We start from the raw sequence: 17,448 nt of genomic DNA, 5'->3' as shown, positions 1-17,448 counted from the left end.
TCCGCCGTGCGGCGGACCCGTTCAGCAGCCCGGCTGGACGATGCCGTGCTCGTACGCGAAGATCACCGCCTGCACCCGGTCCCGCAGGTCGAGTTTGGCCAGCACTTTGCTGACGTGGGTCTTCACCGTGGCCTCGCCGAGGTGCAGCGTGGCGGCGATCTCGGCGTTGCTGGCACCCCGGGCGAGCAACTCCAGGACCTCGTGCTCCCGCTGGGTCAGCGCTGCGGGCGGCGAACCCGCAGGCCGCCGGGCGAGGCCGCCGGCCGGTCCGCCGGGCCGGGCGAAGGCGGCGATGACCCGCCGGGTGAGCACCGGCGCGATCAGCCCGTCGCCCCGGGCCACCACTCGCACCGCGTCGATGAGGTCCTCCGGGGTGCCGTTCTTGAGCAGGAACCCGCTCGCCCCGGCGCTCAGCGCGGCGAACAGGTAGTCGTCCCGGTCGAAGGTGGTCAGGACCAGCACCGCCGGGCCGTCCGGCCCGCCCTCGGCGGTGATCCGGCTGGTGGCCGCCAAGCCGTCGAGGACGGGCATCTGGACGTCCATCAGCACGACGTCCGGCCGGGTCGCCCGGGCCATGGTCACCGCCCGCTCGCCGTCGGCGGCCTCGCCCACCACCTCGATGTCGTCCTCCACCTCGAGGATGACGCGGAACCCGGTGCGGACCAGGTGCTGGTCGTCGGCGAGCAGCACCCGGATGGGCCGGCGACTGTCCACCACACCGCTCATTGGTTCACCGTCTCTGGAGCGAGTGGGATCCGGGCGCGGACCCGGAAACCGCCCTCGGGGCGGGGGCCGGCCTCCAGCACACCCTCGTGGGCGGCCACCCGCTCCCGCATGCCGATGAGGCCGAGCCCACCGCCGCCCGGCGGCGTGGTGGGTCGCCCGTCGTCACTCACGTCGACCTCGATTTCCCTTGCCAAGTACCGGATTCGCACGTCCAGCACGGTAGCGCCGGCATGTTTCACCGTGTTCGTCACCGCCTCCTGCACGATCCGGTACGCCGCCTGAGACACCGAGCGGGGCAGCGGCGCGGGATCCCCGTACACCCCGACGGTGGCCGTCAGACCGGCCTCGCGGGCGTTCTCGACCAGCTCCGTGACCTGCTCCACGCCGGCGGCGGTCGACCGGACGGTCTCGGCGCGGCCCGGGTCGCGCAGCACACCGAGCATCCGGCGCAGCTCGTCGACGGCGGTCCGCGCGGTCTGCTCGATCGCGGCCAGCGCGGTGCGGGCCTTGCCGGGGTCCCGGTCGAACACCCGTCGGCAGGCCGCCGCCTGGACACCCATCACCGAGACGTGGTGGGCGACGACGTCGTGCAGCTCACGGGCGATGCGCACCCGTTCGCCGATCACCGCCCGCTCGGCCGCCTCGGCCCGGGACCGGCGCAGCTCCTCGGCCTGCGTACGGAGCTCGTGCTCGCGTCGGGCGGCCAGCCAGGACAGCTCGCCGAAGTAGTAGGCGAAGCCGAAGAAGAGCAGGTTGAACAGTACGCCGTTGATGACCGCGGCCAGCACCGGCGGCACCGGCCCGGCCGCGTCGGTGAAGTGCGCCGCCGACAACTTGTTGATCTGCAGCGTCAGGGAAAGGCCGAGCCAGGCGAACATCGCCACGATCACGCCGATCCGCACCCGGCTGGCCGTACGCCGGTCCGGCCCCCAGGCACCAAGCGTGTAGAGCGCGGCGAACAGCGCGCCGGACGGCAGGTTGGTCAGCGGAATGGCGCGGACCTGCCCGGCGATGAACGCCACCGAGATGACCACGGTGACGGCCACCGGCCACCGGCGTCGCCACATCAGGGGCACGGCGACCGCGAGCGACCACCAGATCTGCTCCGCCAGGGACGGCGGCGGGCCGAACGGGAAGGCGCCGGTGCTGCGGGCGAGGGCGAGTTCGAACAGGGCCAGGACGGTCACGGCGAGTGCGACGCAGGCATCGGCGCGCCGCTGGCCAGCGGTCGGCGCCGGGCGGCGCCACGGGACGTCGAGTGCGGTGCTCACCGCCAGACCATGCCATCCGTCAGCCGGCGGCGAGGCACCGGGCCGCCGTCGGGAAATTCGGCTGATCGGTTCGCCGGGCCGCCGTACCCTGCCGGGATGCTCGTACCCGACCTGCCGCTGCGTACCGACCGCCTGCTGCTGCGCGCGTTCACCTCCGCCGACCTCGACGCCCTGCACGCGTACCGGTCCCGGCCGGAGGTCACCCGCTTCCTCTACCACGACCCGTACGACGAGGCCGCCGCCCGGACGGCGCTGGAGCGCGCGCGTGGGCGTACCGCGCTGCGCGAGCCGGGCGACGCGCTGAACCTGGCGATCGTGCTGCCGGAGACCGGTGAGCTGGTGGGCGACGTGCTGCTGTTCTGGACCAGCGCCGAGCACCGGCAGGGCGAGATCGGATACGTGCTGCACCCCGACCACGTCGGCCGGGGGTACGTCACCGAGGCGGCCCGGGAGCTGCTGCGACTCGGCTTCGACGGCCTCGGCCTGCACCGGATCGTCGGTCGCCTGGACGCCCGCAACGCCGCCTCGGCCCGGGTGCTGGAGCGGCTCGGCATGCGCCGCGAGGCGCACCTGTTGGAGAACGAGTTCGTCAAGGGCGAGTGGACCGACGAGGTGGTCTACGCCCTGCTGGACCGGGAGTGGCGGGCCGCAGCGATCTGATCGCGGCGACGCGCCGGCCCGGCGCCCCCGTGGCGCCGGGCCGGGGCCGACTCAGGCGGCGTGCCGCCGCGCCTTCACGACGACGTCGATGAAGCCCCAGACGACGATGACGGCGGTCAGCACGACGGCCGCCCGGGCCACGTCCTGGGTGCCGCCCTCGCGCAGCCACTCGAACCGCTGGACGAGGTCCGGGTTGAGCAGCCGGTCGGTGAGCAGCAGCCAGGCGAGCGGCACAGCGAACGCGAGGTCGAGCACGGCCCTGACCGCGATCAGCGGCCAGGTCCACCTGCGGGCCCGGTACTTCGCGAGCTCCAGACCGATGCTGGCGACCAGCACCGCCAGCAGCACCGGCAGCCAGGAGCCCCACAGCGCCGGGTCGATGATCGGCAGCCGGGAACCGTCGCCCGAGAGCCAGGGCTGGAAGTGCTGCCACGGGAAGCACGCGATGAAAAACACCAGCAAGGCGATCGAGAAGCAGGTGTCGACCAAGCTCACCTGTCGCTCCTGCGGAGCCTCCGGCAGCTGGTCGACGCTCCACTCGGGCAGGTTCAGCGGCGTGTTGGTGCGTTCGAGCACGGCGAAGACGACGGTGACCCAGAAGACGATCTGCACCGCGGCCTCGAACGCGGTGGTGATCCCGACGCTGATTCCCGCGTCGAGATCGCCACCGACCGTCGCCTTGACCGCACCGGTCACGACACCCGCGAGGGCGGGGATGAAGCTGAGCAGCAGCCGGAGCAGCCGCCACCAGATCAGGTAGTAGCGCGGGCCGATGAGCTGCAACCGGCGGTCGGTGTAGCGGGCGGCGAGCTGCTCGGGATTGCCCAGCTCGGTGAGCACCTCGCGCTCCGCGGTGCCCCGCTCCTGCCCGGCTTCGGTGCGCCCGTCGATCATGTCCTCGATGGAGGCGCGCAGCTCGGCCGCGATCTCGGTGCGGCGCTGCGTCGGGACCGCCCGAAGGGTGGCGGCGACGTAGCGGTCGGTCAGGGAACTCATCGGTCCACTCCTTCGACGAGGCTGGTGACGGAGGTCTGCACGGCGGCGAGGTCGTCGAGGAGGCTGGCCAGCAGTGCTTCGCCGGCGTCGCTGGTGCGGTAGAACTTGCGCGGCCGGCTCTCCTCGGTGTTCCACTCGCTGGTCAGCAGGCCCTGCTCCTCCAGCCGCCGGAGCAGGGGATAGAGCGTGTTCGCGTCGACCGGGAAGCCGTGGGCGTTCAGCCGTTGCAGCAGCGCGTAGCCGTAGTCCGTCCGACGCAGGGCCAGCAGGCTCGCCACCACGACGGTGCCGCGCCGCAATTCCTGGAGATGGGTCCGCAGGATCTCCTCGATTGCCATGCCTCACACCATACTGTGTGCCACACACTATTGTCGAGACGCACTGTATCGTGTGTCGGGCAATACTGGGTGGCATCGGTGCTCGGAGGGGAGTGTTCCGGCCCGCGACGAGGAGCCGGGCGAGACGGAGACCACCTCCGGCGCGGACGGTGGAGCCGGCCGGACGGCCTGGGTAGGGTAAGTGCCGGTCGGCTCCGACCATCAAGATCCAACCGCCGGGGGGCGTCGCCGCATGGCTGATTCGTTCGCGCATCTGCACGTGCACACCGAGTACTCGATGCTCGACGGCGCGGCCCGGCTGAAGGACCTGTTCGCCGAGGTCAGCCGGCAGGGGATGTCGGCGGTGGCGATGACCGACCACGGCAACATGCACGGCGCGAACGACTTCTACAAGCAGGCCATGGCCGCCGGGGTCACGCCGATCCTGGGCGTCGAGGCGTACGTCGCGCCGGAGTCGCGCTTCCACAAGCAGCGGGTCAAGTGGGGTCGTCCGGAGCAGAAGAGCGACGACGTCTCCGGTAACGGCGCGATCACCCACATGACCATGTGGGCGCAGAACAAGAACGGCCTGCACAACCTCTTCAAGCTCAACTCGCGCGCCTCCATCGAGGGCCACTACATCAAGTGGCCCCGGATGGACATGGAGTTGATCGCCGAGTACGCCGACGGGATCATGGCCACCACCGGCTGCCCGTCCGGGGCGGTGCAGACCCGGCTGCGGCTGGGCCAGTTCGACGAGGCGCTCAAGGTCGCCGCGAGCTATCAGGAGATCTTCGGCAAGGAAAACTACTTCCTGGAAGTCATGGACCACGGCCTGGACATTGAGAAGCGGGTCCGGGACGGGCTGGTCGAGATCGGCCGGAAGCTCGACCTCCCGCCGGTGGTCACCAACGACTCGCACTACACCCGCGAGGACCAGGCCGAGGCGCACGACGTGCTGCTCTGCGTGCAGACCGCCAGCAACATCTCCGACCCGAACCGGTTCCGGCTCGAGGGCGGGGGCTACTACATCAAGTCGGCCGAGCAGATGCGCGCGGTCGACACCTCCGAGCTGTGGCTTCAGGGCTGCCGCAACACCCTGCTGGTCGCCGAGAAGGTCGACCCGACCGGGATGTTCGAGTTCCACAACCTGATGCCACGGTTCCCGATCCCCGAGGGGGAGACCGAGGAGTCCTGGTTCCGCAAGGAGACGTTCAAGGGGCTGGATCGCCGTTTCCCGAACGGCATCCCGGAGGGGCACGTCGCCCAGGCGGAGTACGAGCTGGGCGTCATCATCCAGATGGGCTTCCCGTCGTACTTCCTCGTGGTCGCGGATTTCATCCAGTGGGCCAAGAGTCAGGGCATCGCCGTCGGCCCGGGCCGCGGCTCGGCCGCCGGCTCGCTGGTCGCGTACGCCCTGGGCATCACCGACCTGGACCCGATCCCGCACGGCCTGATCTTCGAGCGGTTCCTCAACCCCGAGCGCGTGTCGATGCCCGATGTCGACATCGACTTCGACGAGCGTCGGCGCGGTGAGGTGATCCGGTACGTCACCGACAAGTGGGGCGAGGACAAGGTCGCCCAGATCGCCACCTTCGGCACGATCAAGGCGAAGGCCGCGATCAAGGACTCGGCCCGGGTGCTCGGCTACCCGTACGCGGTCGGTGACCGGATCACCAAGGCGATGCCCCCGGCGGTGATGGGCAAGGACATCCCGCTGTCGGGCATCTTCGACCCGAAGCACCCCCGCTACGCGGAGGCCGGCGAAATCCGTGGCCTCTACGAGTCGGAGCCGGACGTCAAGAAGGTCATCGACACCGCGCGCGGCATCGAGGGGCTGATCCGGCAGACCGGCGTGCACGCCGCCGGCGTCATCATGTCCGCCGAGCCGATCATCGACCACATCCCGCTGATGCGGCGGGACGCCGACGGCGCCATCATCACCCAGTTCGACTACCCGACGTGCGAGTCGCTCGGGTTGTTGAAGATGGACTTCCTCGGCCTGCGCAACCTGACGATCATCGACGACGCGGTCAAGAACATCCAGCTCAACCACGGCAAGGAGCTGGACCTGCTGGCCCTGCCGCTGGATGACAAGGCCGCCTACGAGCTGCTGGCCCGGGGCGACACGCTCGGCGTGTTCCAGCTCGACGGCGGCCCGATGCGCTCGCTGCTGCGGCTGATGAAGCCGGACAACTTCGAGGACATCTCCGCCGTCCTGGCGCTCTACCGGCCCGGCCCGATGGGCGTCGACTCGCACACCAACTACGCGCTGCGCAAGAACAACCTCCAGGAGATCACGCCGATCCACCCGGAGTTGGAGGAGCCGCTGCGGGAGATCCTCGCCCCGACGTACGGCCTGATCGTCTACCAGGAGCAGGTGCAGCGCGCCGCGCAGATTCTCGCCGGTTACAGCCTCGGCCAGGCCGACCTGCTGCGCCGGGCGATGGGCAAGAAGAAGAAGGAGATCCTCGACAAGGAGTTCGTCCCGTTCCGGGACGGCTGCCGCGAGCGCGGCTACTCCGACGAGGCGATCCAGGCGGTGTGGGACGTGCTCGTCCCGTTCGCCGGCTACGCGTTCAACAAGGCCCACTCCGCCGCGTACGGGCTGGTGTCGTACTGGACGGCGTACCTGAAGGCGCACTACCCGGCCGAGTACATGGCCGCGCTGCTCACCTCCGTCGGCGACGACAAGGACAAGATGGCGCTCTACCTGTCGGAGTGCCGGCGGATGGGCATCCAGGTGCTGCCGCCCGACGTGAACACCTCGGCCGGGCCGTTCACCCCGGTCGGCAAGGACATCCGCTTCGGCCTTGCCGCCATCCGCAACGTCGGCGCGAACGTGGTCACCTCGATCATGCGCTGCCGCGACGAGAAGGGCGCCTACGCCGACTTCTACGACTTCCTGTCCAAGGTGGATGCGGTGGTCTGCAACAAGAAGACCATCGAATCCCTGATCAAGGCCGGGGCGTTCGACTCGCTTCGCCACCCGCGTAAGGGCCTGCTCGCCGTGCACGCCGACGCCATCGACGCGTACGCCGACGTCAAGCGCAAGGAGGCGGTCGGCCAGTACGACCTCTTCGGCGCCGGGTTCGGCGACGTCGAGGCGGCCACCAGCACCACCGTGATGCCGACCATCGGCGAGGGGGAGTGGGACAAGCGGGACAAGCTCGCCTTCGAACGCGAGATGCTCGGCCTGTACGTCTCCGACCATCCGCTGTTCGGCCTGGAGCATGTGCTCGGCGCGGCGGCCGACACGACCATCGCCGCCCTCTCCGAGGAGGGGACCGTGCCTGACGGTGCGGTGGTCACCCTGGCCGGCATCCTCTCCGGGGTGCAGCGCCGGGTCACCAAGCAGGGCCGGGCCTGGGCCTCGGCCACCCTGGAGGACCTGGCCGGCGGCGTGGAAACGCTGTTCTTCCCCAACACGTACGAGGTGATCGGCCAGTACATCGCCGAGGACGCCATCGTGGTGGTCAAGGGCCGGGTCGACCGGCGCGACGACACCCCGCGCATCATGGCGATGGACATGCAGATGCCCGACATCAGCAGCAACCCGGCGAACAAGCCGATCACCCTGACCATCCCGGTGCACCGGTTGACTCCGCCGCTGGCCGAGCGGCTGAAGGAGACCCTGGTGCTGCACCCCGGGGACACCGAGGTGCACGTCAAGCTCCACCGGGGTGGCAAGGTCGAGACGTGGCGGCTCGGGCTGTTCCGGGTGGCCCCCACCACCGCGCTGATGGGCGACCTGAAGAGCGTCCTCGGCCCGGCCAACGTGAGCTGACCTACCCCGGATGCCCGGCCTGACCAGGGGATATCACTCTGAGTAAACCTGCTCGTCATCTCGGATCCCTACGCTTCCCCGACGGCGTGCCGCTCGGTGCGCGCCATCGGAAGAGGCAATCCGAGGAGTAGAAGATGAGTCAGATTCTTGTCGCTGTCGCGGTGAACGTCGTCAGTGCCGCGTTGATCGCGTTCATCACCGCCGCCGTTCGCCGGCTGCTGACGCCGGCGGTGGCCTAACCGCACGCCGCACCGCTGGGTCGACGCGACCCGGAGAGGCGGAGACCGGCGCGGGAACGGGCACCGCGTGCGCCCGTTCCCGCCTGAGCCGGTCGTGGGCTCAGACCGGCCGGTCGGTCACTTGCCGGTGCCGGTGACGATGCCCGGGTTGATGCACAGGCCCGGCGTGCTGCCGTTCTTCTCGGCGATCTCCAGGCAGCGGGTCACCTTGTCCACCTTGGCGTTGGTCTCGGTGATCTGCTTCTGGATCTCGGCGTTGCGGCGATCCTGTTCCAGGTTGCGGGTCTGGGCGAGCTTGTCCTGGAACGCCTTGATGTTGCCCTCGGTCTTCTCGTCGTGGTTGACCCGGGTGATGGTGACCGACAGGATGTCGACGTCCGCGGCCAGCCGACCCTCGGCGTTGGTCTTGATGCTCGTCGCGAACGGCTTGAGGTCGACGTTCAGGCTGCCGGTCTTCGCGTCGATCCGCTCCAACGGGTTGTAGCTGGCGAAGGCGTCGTTCACGGCGCTGTCGAGCTGGACGCCGACCCGCTGCCCGCGGAAGCTGACGAAGTCGCCCTTGTAGTCCATGAACTGATGCGGGGCGTTCTCGGGCCGGACCTGCCACTCGATCAGCACCTCGACGCACGCGTCGGCGAGGGTGCCGGTACGCACCCGGACGCAGTTGTTGCTGCCGATGTGGTCGTACTTCTGCCGCCCGGCGTCCCACTCGCCGACCCGCTGCCACGGCGCGGTCCACTTCAGGCCGGAGCCGGTGACCTTACCGGTCGGTTTGCCGAAGCTGGTGACGATGCCGACCGAGCGGATCGGCACCGTGTGGGCGCTCGACCCGATGGTGAGCAGGAGCGTGGCGACCAGAGCGCCGACCGCCGCCAGGGTGCCCTGCCGCCGCACGGCGCGACGCGGCGGGCTCAACAGTGCGACGGCGGCGGCGACGGCCGCGACGAGGGCGGTGACGATCGCGAGAGTGAAGCCGGACGGCATGTGCGCGGCACCTTTCACGGGGATGGTGTGCTGAGTCGATCATCAAGGTAGTCGCCCGGGACAAGGTGCTGGCGGGCCGGCTCGGGCAGTATCGACGCACGTCCACGACCGAGTTGCTCCGCGTCCGGGAGTGAGAGCCGCCGACCGCGAATTGGCCGCCTCGGCACCCGTCGATGATCGTTACTGTCGGTGGCATGGATCTGGAACAGGCACGGAAGCTGTGGCAGCCGGAGCCCGGCTGGCTGAACACCGCCAGCTACGGGCTGCCGCCCGAGCCGGGCTGGACGGCGCTGCAGGACGCCCTGGCCGACTGGCGGGTGGGGCGAATCTCGTGGGAGGGCTGGGGTGAGGCGGCCGAGCGGGCCCGGACCGCGTTCGCCGGGCTGGTCGGGGTGGCCCCGGTGGACGTGGCGATCGGCAGCAACGCGTCGCAGCTGCTCGCTCCGGTGGCCGCCGGGCTGCCGGCGGGAGCCACGGTGGTCGTGCCGGAGGTGGAGTTCACCTCCAACCTGTTCCCCTGGCTGGTGCAGCGGGAGCGCGGGGTGCGGGTCCGCACCGTCCCGCTCGCCGGGCTGGTCGACGCGATCGACGCCGACACCGACCTCGTCGCGTTCAGCCTCGTGCAGTCCTCCGACGGGAGCGTCGCCCCGTACGAGGAGATCGTCGCGGCGGCCCGGGCGCACGGTGCCCTCGTCTCGGTGGACGCCACCCAGGCGTGCGGCTGGCTGCCCTTCGCCGCAGGGCTGGCGGACGCGGTGGTGGTGTCGGCGTACAAGTGGCTGATGGCGCCGCGCGGCGCGGCCTTCGCCTACCTGGCCCCGGCACTGCGCGAGCGGCTGCGCCCCGACGCCGCCGGCTGGTACGCGGGCGAGAACGTGCACGCCTCCTACTACGGGCCGCCGCTGCGGCTGGCCGACGACGCCCGGCGCTTCGACATCTCGCCGGCCTGGTTCAGCTACGTCGGGGCCGCGCCCGCCCTGGAACTGCTCGCCGAGGTCGGGCTGCCCGCCGTGCGCGAACACGATGTGGCGCTGGCCAACCGGTTCCTCGCCGGGCTGGGCCGGCCACCGGGCGACAGCGCGATCGTGACGGTGGAGGTGCCCGACGCGGCCGAGAAGCTGGCCCGGGCCGGGGTGCGGGCGGCGGTGCGCGCCGGCCGGGTCCGCGCCTCGTTCCACCTCTACACCACGGAGGAGGACGTCGACCGGGCGCTGGACGCGCTGACGAGCGACGACTAGGCGTTCTTCTCGATCATCACGGCGTAGCCGTCCAGCAGCCGGTGCAGGCCGAACTCGAAGACGGTGTCCAGGTTCAGGTCGACCTCCTCGTTCAGCGCCGCCAGGGTCGGGTACCGGCCGCTGGTCATCATCTGGTGGAACGTCGCCTCGTGCGTCTCCATCCACTGCTCGTCGGTGAGGCCGGTGTCCTGCTCGGCGTGCGCCTGCGCCTCCAGGCCGGTGGCGATGCCCCGGACGTACGCCATCAGCGTCAGCGCCGCGTGCCAGCGCAGCTGGGTGTCCAGACCGAGACCGGCCGTGGCGCGCAGCGCCCACTCGCTGTGCGCCATGCCGTTCGGCAGCGGCTGCGGGCGGGACATCGAGATGACGTGCGGCAGCCAGCGGTGCCGTAGGTAGATCGCCCACTGGGCGCGGGCGAGCAGCTCCAGGCGGGCCCGCCAGCCGGCCGGCGGCACGGCCGGCAGTGGCGCGTCGGCCAGCGCCGTGTCGGCCATCGCCAGCACCAGGTCGTCCCGGCCGCGCACGTGCCGGTACAGCGACATGGTGGCCACGCCCAGGTCGGCGGCGAGCTGCCGCATCGAGACCGCGGCCAGGCCGCCCGCGTCGGCCAGGGCGATCGCGGTACGCACCAGCCGTTCCCGGCTCAGCTCCGGCCCGTCGGCGCTCTGGCGGGCCCGGGGCACCGCCGCGCGGGACGGGGCGACCACCGTGCCGGCCCCCGACCGGGTCAGCACCAGCCCCTCGTCGCGTAACAGGGCGAGGACCTTGGTGGCGGTGGCGATGGCCACCCCGTGCTCGCGGGTGAGCTGCCGGGCTGACGGCACCGGGTCGCCCGGGCGCAGCTCCCCGACCGCGATGCGGCGGCGGATTTCCCCGGCGATCCGCCGGTACGGCGGCTCCGACCCGGCCACGGACTCACCTCCGGCGTACTAGTACGAGGTGCCGCAGACGGCCCTCGCCGGGGCAGCGTACTAGGTCAGGACGGGCACGTGTTCCACCGTGGACCTACCGTTCCTTCCGAACCCGACGCGGACCGGGATCGACGGTGTACGCATGACCTTGGGAGCGCTGTGATGGACGACAGGACCGTGCTCATCTCCGGTGCCGGTGTGGCCGGCCCCGCCCTCGCCTTCTGGCTGCGCCGGTACGGCTTCGCCGTCACCGTCGTGGAACGGTCGCCCGGGCTGCGCCCCGGCGGGCAGGCGGTCGACGTGCGGGGGACCGCCCGCGAGGTGCTCGACCGGATGGGGCTGACCGGCCGGGTACGCGCCGAGGGCGTCCACGAGCAGGGCATGGCGTACGTGGACGCGCGGGGCGCGGTGACCTGCCGGCTGCCGGTGCACGCGTTCGACGGCGAGGGCATCGTCGCCGACCTCGAGATCGAGCGCGGCGACCTGGCCCGGCTGCTCTACGAGGAGACCCGCGCCGACGTGGAGTACGTCTTCGAGGACTCGATCGAGACGCTGACCCAGACCGACGACGGGGTGCGGCTCACCTTCGCCCGCTCTGCCCCGCGCACCGTCGCCCTGGTGGTGGGGGCCGACGGGTCGCACTCCCGGACCCGGGCGCTCGCGTTCGGCCCCGAGTCGGCGTACGTCCGGCCGCTCGGGGCCTATCTGGCGCACTTCAGCACCCCGTACCCGGACCGGACGGGCTGGTTCCAGCTGCACAACGCCCCGGGCGGCCGGGTGGTGGGGACCCGCCCGACCCGGCACGGCCGGACCAACGCCCTGTTCAGCTTCACCTCGTCGACGTTGGACGTGGACCGCCGGGACCGGGCTGCCCAGCAGCGCCTGCTCGCCGAGCGCTTCGCCGACGTCGGTTGGCGGGCGGCCGAACTGCTGGCCGCCATGGCCGACGCGCCGGACTTCTACTTCGACCGGTACGGGCAGGTGCGGATGGACAGCTGGTACGCGGGGCGGGTGGCCCTGCTCGGCGACGCCGCCTGGTGCCCGTCCCCGCTGACCGGGCAGGGCACCAGCCTGTCCCTGGTCGGGGCGTACGTGCTCGCCGGTGAACTGGCCGCCGCCGACGGCGACCACGCGGTCGCGTACCGCCGCTACGAGGAGGCGCTGCGGGCGCACGTGGCGCGGGGGCAGGAACTGCCCGGCGGCGCCGGGATCTCCGGTTTCCTGCCGGCCACCCGCACGGCGATCAGGCTGCGCGACGTGTCCATGCGGGCGATGACCTCCCGTCCGCTGCGCGGGCTCGCCACCCGGCTGTTCTTCAGCAAGGCCGACGGCCTGACCCTGCCCGAGTACGCCGCCGCCCGGTGACGGTGGCCCCCCACATGTAGACCCTCGACGATGCCCCTCGAGCCCGGTGAAGGGAGGCGGGCGGGTGCGGTCCGGTGGGGACAGCGCCCGTCCGACGCGGGGCGAAAGTGTGGGGAATCGACATAGCTCGACTGCTACGGCACGCCGTAGGTTGCCTGCACGCGACGCCTCCTGTGGCCCCGGTCACCGGCCCGGCCGTCGCCCCGGAAACCTACGGAGGGTGTGGCGATGGCCGGGCAAGCACTCCTGTCAGCCCGTGGGCTGACCCGGGACTTCCGGGGCTTCCGGGCGGTCGACGGTGTCGACCTCGACGTGGCGCCGGGGACCGTGCACGCCCTCGTCGGCCCGAACGGCGCCGGCAAGACCACCTTGTTCAACCTGCTCACCGGCTTCCTGGCACCCACCGCCGGGCGGATCGAGCTGGCCGGGCGGGACGTGACCGGGCTGCCGCCGGAGCGGGTCGCCCGGCTCGGCGTGGCCCGCTCCTTCCAGATCACCAGCCTCTTCCCGCAGCTCTCCGCGCGGGAACATGTGGCGCTGGCCCTCCAGTCGCCCAGCGGGCTGGGCTGGCGGTTCTGGCGCTCGGCCAAGCTGATGCGCCGCTACCGGGACCGGGCCGACGAACTGCTGGCCATGGTCGACCTCGCCGAGCTGGCCGAGGCGCCGGCCGAGGCCCTCGCGTACGGGCGCAAGCGGGCCCTGGAGCTGGCCATCGCCCTCGCCCTCGACCCGCAGGTGCTGCTGCTCGACGAGCCCACCGCCGGCATGGGTCTGGAGGACGTCGACCGCACCGTCGACCTGATCGCCACGGTCCGCCAGGGCCGGACCGTGGTCATGGTCGAGCACAACATGAGCGTCGTCGGCCGGCTCGCCGACACCGTCACCGTCCTGCAGGCCGGCAAGGTCCTGGTCGAGGGGCCGTACGAGCGGGTCCGGGCCGACGAGCGGGTCATCACCGCCTACCTGGGAGCCAGCGATGCTGCGCATTGACAACCTCTCCGCCTGGTACGGCGAGGCGCGGGTGCTGCGGGAGGTGAGCCTGGAGGTGGCCGCCGGCGAGGTGGTCACCCTGGTCGGCCGCAACGGCGCCGGCAAGTCCACCCTGCTGCGCTGCGTGATGGGGCTGCACCCCGGCCAGCGCGGCACGGTCACCCTGGACGGCGCGGATCTCACCCGGCAGCCGGCGCACAAGCGGGCGCGGCTCGGGCTCGGCTGGGTCCCCGACGACCGCGGCGCGTACGCCACCCTCAGCGTCACCGAGAACCTCACCCTGCCGCCCCGAATCGGCCCCGACCCGTGGCCGCTGGAGCGGGTCTACGAGGCGTTCCCCGCCCTCTACCACCGGCGCGACTCGGCGGCCACCACGCTCTCCGGCGGCGAGCAGCAGATGCTCGCGCTGGCCCGGGTGCTGCGGATGGGCGCCCGGCTGCTGCTCTGCGACGAGCCCACCGAAGGGCTGTCGCCGCTGCTCGTGCAGCAGGTCGGTGACCTGCTGCGGGAGGCCAAGCAACACGGCGTGACCGTCCTGCTGGTCGAGCAGAACCTGCACTTCGCCACCGGCGTCGCCGACCGGCACTACCTGCTGGCCGAGGGACGCGTCGCGGAGGCGATGGACAACTCCGAGGTGCGCTCGCGGGAGCGCGAGCTGCTGGCGTACCTCGGCATCTGAAACGACGGCTGACCCGCGCAAACCGCGCGGTACGGGAGGGATCGAGATGCGTAGGAGCGTGGGTGTGGCCGCCGCCTCGGCGGCGGTGGCGGCGCTGGTCACCGGCTGCGGCGGCGGTGGTCCGCGGTCTGGCGGCGACCAGAAGGTGACCGACGGCAAGATCGTGCTGGGCGTCCTCAACGACCAGTCCGGCGCCTACTCGGAGCTGTCCGGGAAGAACTCGGTCAAGGCCGTGGAAATGGCCGTCGCCGACTTCAAGGCAAAGTACGGCGACAAGGCGATCACCAAGAACATCTCGGTGGAGACCGCCGACCATCAGAACAAGCCGGAGGTGGCCGACAGCAGGGCCCGGGAGATGTACGACCGCAAGGGCGTGGACATCATCCTCGACGTGCCGACCTCCTCGGCCGCCCTCAAGGTCGCCGACGTGGCCAAGGAGAAGAAGAGGCTCTACTTCAACATCGGCGCGGCCACCACCGACCTGACCGGCAAGAGCTGCAACAAGTACACGTTCCACTACGCGTACGACACCTACATGCTGGCCCACGGCACGGGCACGGTGACCACCGAGCAGATCGGCAAGAACTGGTACATCCTCTACCCGAACTACGCCTTCGGGCAGGACATGGAGAAGAACTTCTCCGCGGCCATCACCGCCGCCGGCGGCTCGGTGGTCGGCAAGGACGGCGCTCCGTTCCCAAACACCAGCGGCGACTACTCGTCGTACCTGCTCAAGGCCCCGACGCTGAACCCGAAGCCACAGGTGCTCGGCACGATGCAGGCCGGCGCGGAGCTGGTCAACGTGGTCAAGCAGTACAACGAGTTCAAGCTGCGGGACAAGGGCATCGGGCTGGCCGTGGGCCTGATGACCATCACCGACATCCACTCGCTCACCCCGGCCGCGCTCGACGGCACCACCTACACCGACTCCTGGTACTGGAACTTCGACCAGCAGAACCGGGAGTGGGCCGACCGGTTCCAGAAGGAGACGGGCACCCGGCCGTCCTTCGCGCACGCGGCCAACTACTCCGCCGCCACGCAGTACCTGGAGGCGGCGCAGGTCGCCGGCACCGACGACGCGGACACCGTGATCAAGGGCCTCGAAGGCAAGGAGGTCAACGACCTCTTCCTGCGCAACGGCAAGATCCGCGCCGAGGACCACCGGGTGATCCACGACGCGTACCTGGCCCAGGTGAAGCCGGAGGCCGAGGTGACCGAGCCGTGGGACTACGTCAAGGTCCTCAAGACCATCCCTGCCGGGGAGGCGTTCCGCGCCCCGTCGGCCGACTGCCAGATGTGACGACTCGATGTCTGGCTTCGCGCAGAACACGTTCAACGGGTTGGTGGGCGGGGCGTTCTACGCCCTGCTCGCCCTCGGGCTCGCGGTCATCTTCGGCCTGCTCCGGGTGGTGAACTTCGCCCACGGCGCCTTCTACATGCTCGGCGCGTTCGGGGCGTACGTGCTGCTCGCCGAGGCGGGCGTGCCGTTCTGGGCGGCGCTGGTGATCGTGCCGGTCGCGCTGGGGCTGCTCGGCATGATCCTGGAACGGGCGGTGATCCACCGGCTGACCCGGCTCGACCCGCTCTACAACTTCCTGCTCACCTTCGGCCTGACGCTGATCCTGCAGGACCTGGTCCGGTCCCGGTACGGCGCGCAGTCCAGCCCGTACGCCACCCCCGCCGAGCTGACCGGGACGGTCGACTTCGGGCTGTTCGACTTTCCCACGTACCGGGTGTTCATCCTCGGCTTCACCGTGCTGCTCTGCGGGGCGGTGTGGTGGGTGCTGGGGCGTACCCGGGTCGGCATGGTGGTCCGGGCGGCCACCGAGCGGCCCGAGCTGACCCGGGCCTTCGGCATCGACGTAGGCAGGTGGATCACCCCGGTCTTCGGGTTCGGGATCGCCCTGGCCGGGCTGGCCGGGGTGCTCGCCGCGCCGATGCGCGCGGTGAACCCGCTGATGGGCGCCGACCTGATCATCGTGGTCTTCGCGGTGGTGGTGATCGGTGGGCTCGGCTCGATCTTCGGCTCGGTCGCCGCCGGCTTCGGCATTGGCCTGATCCAGGCGTGGGGCGAGGCGTACCTGTCGGACTTTCCGATCGTGTCGCAGACCGTCGTGTTCGTGGTGATGGCCGCGGTGCTGCTCTGGCGCCCGGCCGGCCTGTTCGGCCGCGAGGAGGCACCCGCATGAGCAGCTCCGTCGACACGGCTCGCCCGGCACCCCCGTCGGGGCTGCTCACCGTCGCCCGGGCACCCGGCTGGGTCCGGTACGTGCTGCTCGCGATCGGTCTGCTCGGGGCGCTCTGGCTGCCCAACGGGCTGTATCCGGCGGTCGCGGTGGACATCCTGTGCTGGGCGCTCTTCGCCGTCTCGGTGGACCTGCTGCTCGGCTTCACCGGGCTGCTGTCCTTCGGTCACGCCGCCTTCTGGGGCACCTCGGCGTACGTCACCGGCCTGGTGGCGATCCACGCCGGTCTGCCGTTCCCGGCCGCCGTGCTGGCCGGGGCTCTGGCCGCCGCGCTGCTCGCGCTGCCGATCGGCTACCTCGCGGTCAAACGGACCGGGATCTACTTCGCGATGGTCACCCTGGCCTTCGCGCAGCTGGTCTACTACGTGGCCAACGATCGACGATCAATCACCGGGGGTGAGAACGGCCTCCAGGGGGTGACCCGCTCCTTCTTCGGGGTCGACCTGACCGACGACTACTACTTCTACTACGCGGTGCTGCCGATCGTGCTGCTCGGGCTCGCCGCCGCCTGGCGGATCGTCCACTCGCCGTTCGGCCGGGTGCTGGTCGGCATCCGGGACAACCCGGCGCGGGCCCGTGCGCTCGGCTACCCGGTCCACCGCTACAAGCTGACCGCGTTCGTCCTCTCCGGCTTCCTCGCCGGGCTCGGTGGCGGACTCTTCGCCGTCGGCCACCGGTTCGTCTCCCTCGACGTGCTGCACTGGACCACCTCCGGCAAGGCGGTCATCGTGGTGGTGCTCGGCGGCATCGGCACGCTTTGGGGCGGGGTGCTCGGGGCGGCGCTGGTGGTGCGCCTGGAGGACTGGCTGTCGTTCTCCGGCTTCGAGGCCATCGGGCTGGTGACCGGCGGCATCTTCGTCCTGGTCGTGCTGCTGTTCCGCCGGGGGATCTGGGGGAGTGTCGCTGCTCTGGCGCTGCGGTTCCGTCGTCGTTGACGGTTGGAGGGCTGGTTGCTCTGGGTGGGCTGGTTGCTGTTGGGGGCTGGGGGCGAGGGTGACCGGCTCCGGGCGGTCAGGCTTGATCCCTGCGCCGGTCACCC

15 protein-coding genes are annotated in these 17,448 nt (G+C 71.0%); 9 read left to right on the top strand and 6 right to left on the bottom strand.

Annotation, left to right across the window (positions count from 1 at the left end; translation table 11 throughout):
- Positions 1-21 precede the first annotated feature (21 nt).
- Positions 22-726 carry a response regulator transcription factor gene (locus ABZ671_RS08325; RefSeq protein WP_357853295.1) on the bottom strand — a complete coding sequence of 235 codons (705 nt, stop codon included), beginning with the start codon at positions 724-726 and terminating at the stop codon, positions 22-24.
- A complete protein-coding gene (locus ABZ671_RS08320) occupies positions 723-1,997 on the bottom strand; it encodes a sensor histidine kinase (protein WP_357853292.1) in 1,275 nt (424 codons plus the stop codon). Before ABZ671_RS08320 ends, ABZ671_RS08325 begins: the two co-directional genes overlap by 4 nt.
- 96 nt (positions 1,998-2,093) lie before the next feature.
- Between ABZ671_RS08320 and ABZ671_RS08315 the strand changes: the two genes are divergently transcribed.
- Positions 2,094-2,657: a GNAT family N-acetyltransferase gene (locus tag ABZ671_RS08315; protein ID WP_357853289.1), complete on the top strand. Its 564-nt coding sequence runs from the start codon at positions 2,094-2,096 to the stop codon at positions 2,655-2,657.
- A 51-nt stretch (positions 2,658-2,708) separates the two neighbouring features.
- Here ABZ671_RS08315 and ABZ671_RS08310 read toward each other — a convergent pair whose 3' ends face one another.
- Positions 2,709-3,653, bottom strand: coding sequence for a permease prefix domain 1-containing protein (locus ABZ671_RS08310; protein WP_357853285.1), 945 nt, complete (start codon positions 3,651-3,653; stop codon positions 2,709-2,711).
- Positions 3,650-3,991, bottom strand: a complete 342-nt coding sequence (locus ABZ671_RS08305; RefSeq protein WP_357853282.1) for a PadR family transcriptional regulator — start codon at positions 3,989-3,991, stop codon at positions 3,650-3,652. The genes ABZ671_RS08310 and ABZ671_RS08305 overlap by 4 nt, the downstream gene beginning before the upstream one ends.
- Before the next feature lie 232 nt (positions 3,992-4,223).
- Between ABZ671_RS08305 and dnaE the strand changes: the two genes are divergently transcribed.
- Positions 4,224-7,757, top strand: coding sequence for a DNA polymerase III subunit alpha (gene dnaE, locus ABZ671_RS08300; protein WP_357853279.1), 3,534 nt, complete (start codon positions 4,224-4,226; stop codon positions 7,755-7,757).
- A gap of 356 nt (positions 7,758-8,113) precedes the next feature.
- Here the strand turns inward: dnaE and ABZ671_RS08295 are convergent, their stop codons facing one another.
- Positions 8,114-8,980, bottom strand: a complete 867-nt coding sequence (locus ABZ671_RS08295; RefSeq protein ID WP_357853276.1) for an SPFH domain-containing protein — start codon at positions 8,978-8,980, stop codon at positions 8,114-8,116.
- Between the two features lie 194 nt (positions 8,981-9,174).
- Between ABZ671_RS08295 and ABZ671_RS08290 the strand changes: the two genes are divergently transcribed.
- On the top strand, positions 9,175-10,218 hold the full coding sequence (locus ABZ671_RS08290) for an aminotransferase class V-fold PLP-dependent enzyme (RefSeq protein WP_357853273.1): 1,044 nt from the start codon (positions 9,175-9,177) through the stop codon (positions 10,216-10,218).
- Here the strand turns inward: ABZ671_RS08290 and ABZ671_RS08285 are convergent.
- Complete coding sequence (locus ABZ671_RS08285; RefSeq protein ID WP_357853271.1) at positions 10,215-11,129, bottom strand: TetR/AcrR family transcriptional regulator C-terminal domain-containing protein; 915 nt, start codon at positions 11,127-11,129, stop codon at positions 10,215-10,217. The two genes, ABZ671_RS08290 and ABZ671_RS08285, sit on opposite strands and share 4 nt — an antisense overlap.
- A 162-nt stretch (positions 11,130-11,291) precedes the next feature.
- Between ABZ671_RS08285 and ABZ671_RS08280 the strand changes: the two genes are divergently transcribed.
- The 6 genes from ABZ671_RS08280 (at position 11,292) to ABZ671_RS08255 (ending at position 17,344) form a co-directional block, all read left to right on the top strand.
- Positions 11,292-12,494, top strand: a complete 1,203-nt coding sequence (locus ABZ671_RS08280) for an FAD-dependent monooxygenase (RefSeq protein ID WP_357853268.1) — start codon at positions 11,292-11,294, stop codon at positions 12,492-12,494.
- A 228-nt stretch (positions 12,495-12,722) separates the two neighbouring features.
- A complete protein-coding gene (locus tag ABZ671_RS08275; protein WP_357853265.1) occupies positions 12,723-13,484 on the top strand; it encodes an ABC transporter ATP-binding protein in 762 nt (253 codons plus the stop codon).
- Positions 13,471-14,163: an ABC transporter ATP-binding protein gene (locus ABZ671_RS08270; RefSeq protein WP_357853262.1), complete on the top strand. Its 693-nt coding sequence runs from the start codon at positions 13,471-13,473 to the stop codon at positions 14,161-14,163. The genes ABZ671_RS08275 and ABZ671_RS08270 overlap by 14 nt, the downstream gene beginning before the upstream one ends.
- Positions 14,164-14,209: 46 nt before the next feature.
- Positions 14,210-15,463: an ABC transporter substrate-binding protein gene (locus ABZ671_RS08265; protein WP_357853260.1), complete on the top strand. Its 1,254-nt coding sequence runs from the start codon at positions 14,210-14,212 to the stop codon at positions 15,461-15,463.
- Positions 15,464-15,470: 7 nt separating this feature from the next.
- The gene (locus ABZ671_RS08260) at positions 15,471-16,352 is read left to right on the top strand and encodes a branched-chain amino acid ABC transporter permease (RefSeq protein WP_357853257.1); all 882 of its coding nucleotides are present in this window, start codon (positions 15,471-15,473) and stop codon (positions 16,350-16,352) included.
- Positions 16,349-17,344, top strand: coding sequence for a branched-chain amino acid ABC transporter permease (locus ABZ671_RS08255; RefSeq protein ID WP_357853254.1), 996 nt, complete (start codon positions 16,349-16,351; stop codon positions 17,342-17,344). Before ABZ671_RS08260 ends, ABZ671_RS08255 begins: the two co-directional genes overlap by 4 nt.
- Positions 17,345-17,448 lie beyond the last annotated feature (104 nt).

The organism is Micromonospora sp. NPDC006766 (assembly GCF_040636055.1).
GTDB lineage: Bacteria > Actinomycetota > Actinomycetes > Mycobacteriales > Micromonosporaceae > Micromonospora.
This window is presented reverse-complemented; position numbering and strand designations above follow the sequence as displayed.

What these genes read in the sequence shown, in the direction of transcription:
- ABZ671_RS08325 (WP_357853295.1), bottom strand. Translation starts at nt 726, where the DNA reads ATGAGCGGTGTGGTGGACAGTCGCCGGCCCATCCGGGTGCTGCTCGCC.
- ABZ671_RS08315 (WP_357853289.1), top strand. Translation starts at nt 2,094, where the DNA reads ATGCTCGTACCCGACCTGCCGCTGCGTACCGACCGCCTGCTGCTGCGC.
- ABZ671_RS08310 (WP_357853285.1), bottom strand. Translation starts at nt 3,653, where the DNA reads ATGAGTTCCCTGACCGACCGCTACGTCGCCGCCACCCTTCGGGCGGTC.
- ABZ671_RS08305 (WP_357853282.1), bottom strand. Translation starts at nt 3,991, where the DNA reads ATGGCAATCGAGGAGATCCTGCGGACCCATCTCCAGGAATTGCGGCGC.
- dnaE (WP_357853279.1), top strand. Translation starts at nt 4,224, where the DNA reads ATGGCTGATTCGTTCGCGCATCTGCACGTGCACACCGAGTACTCGATG.
- ABZ671_RS08295 (WP_357853276.1), bottom strand. Translation starts at nt 8,980, where the DNA reads ATGCCGTCCGGCTTCACTCTCGCGATCGTCACCGCCCTCGTCGCGGCC.
- ABZ671_RS08290 (WP_357853273.1), top strand. Translation starts at nt 9,175, where the DNA reads ATGGATCTGGAACAGGCACGGAAGCTGTGGCAGCCGGAGCCCGGCTGG.
- ABZ671_RS08280 (WP_357853268.1), top strand. Translation starts at nt 11,292, where the DNA reads ATGGACGACAGGACCGTGCTCATCTCCGGTGCCGGTGTGGCCGGCCCC.
- ABZ671_RS08275 (WP_357853265.1), top strand. Translation starts at nt 12,723, where the DNA reads ATGGCCGGGCAAGCACTCCTGTCAGCCCGTGGGCTGACCCGGGACTTC.
- ABZ671_RS08270 (WP_357853262.1), top strand. Translation starts at nt 13,471, where the DNA reads ATGCTGCGCATTGACAACCTCTCCGCCTGGTACGGCGAGGCGCGGGTG.
- ABZ671_RS08265 (WP_357853260.1), top strand. Translation starts at nt 14,210, where the DNA reads ATGCGTAGGAGCGTGGGTGTGGCCGCCGCCTCGGCGGCGGTGGCGGCG.
- ABZ671_RS08260 (WP_357853257.1), top strand. Translation starts at nt 15,471, where the DNA reads ATGTCTGGCTTCGCGCAGAACACGTTCAACGGGTTGGTGGGCGGGGCG.
- ABZ671_RS08255 (WP_357853254.1), top strand. Translation starts at nt 16,349, where the DNA reads ATGAGCAGCTCCGTCGACACGGCTCGCCCGGCACCCCCGTCGGGGCTG.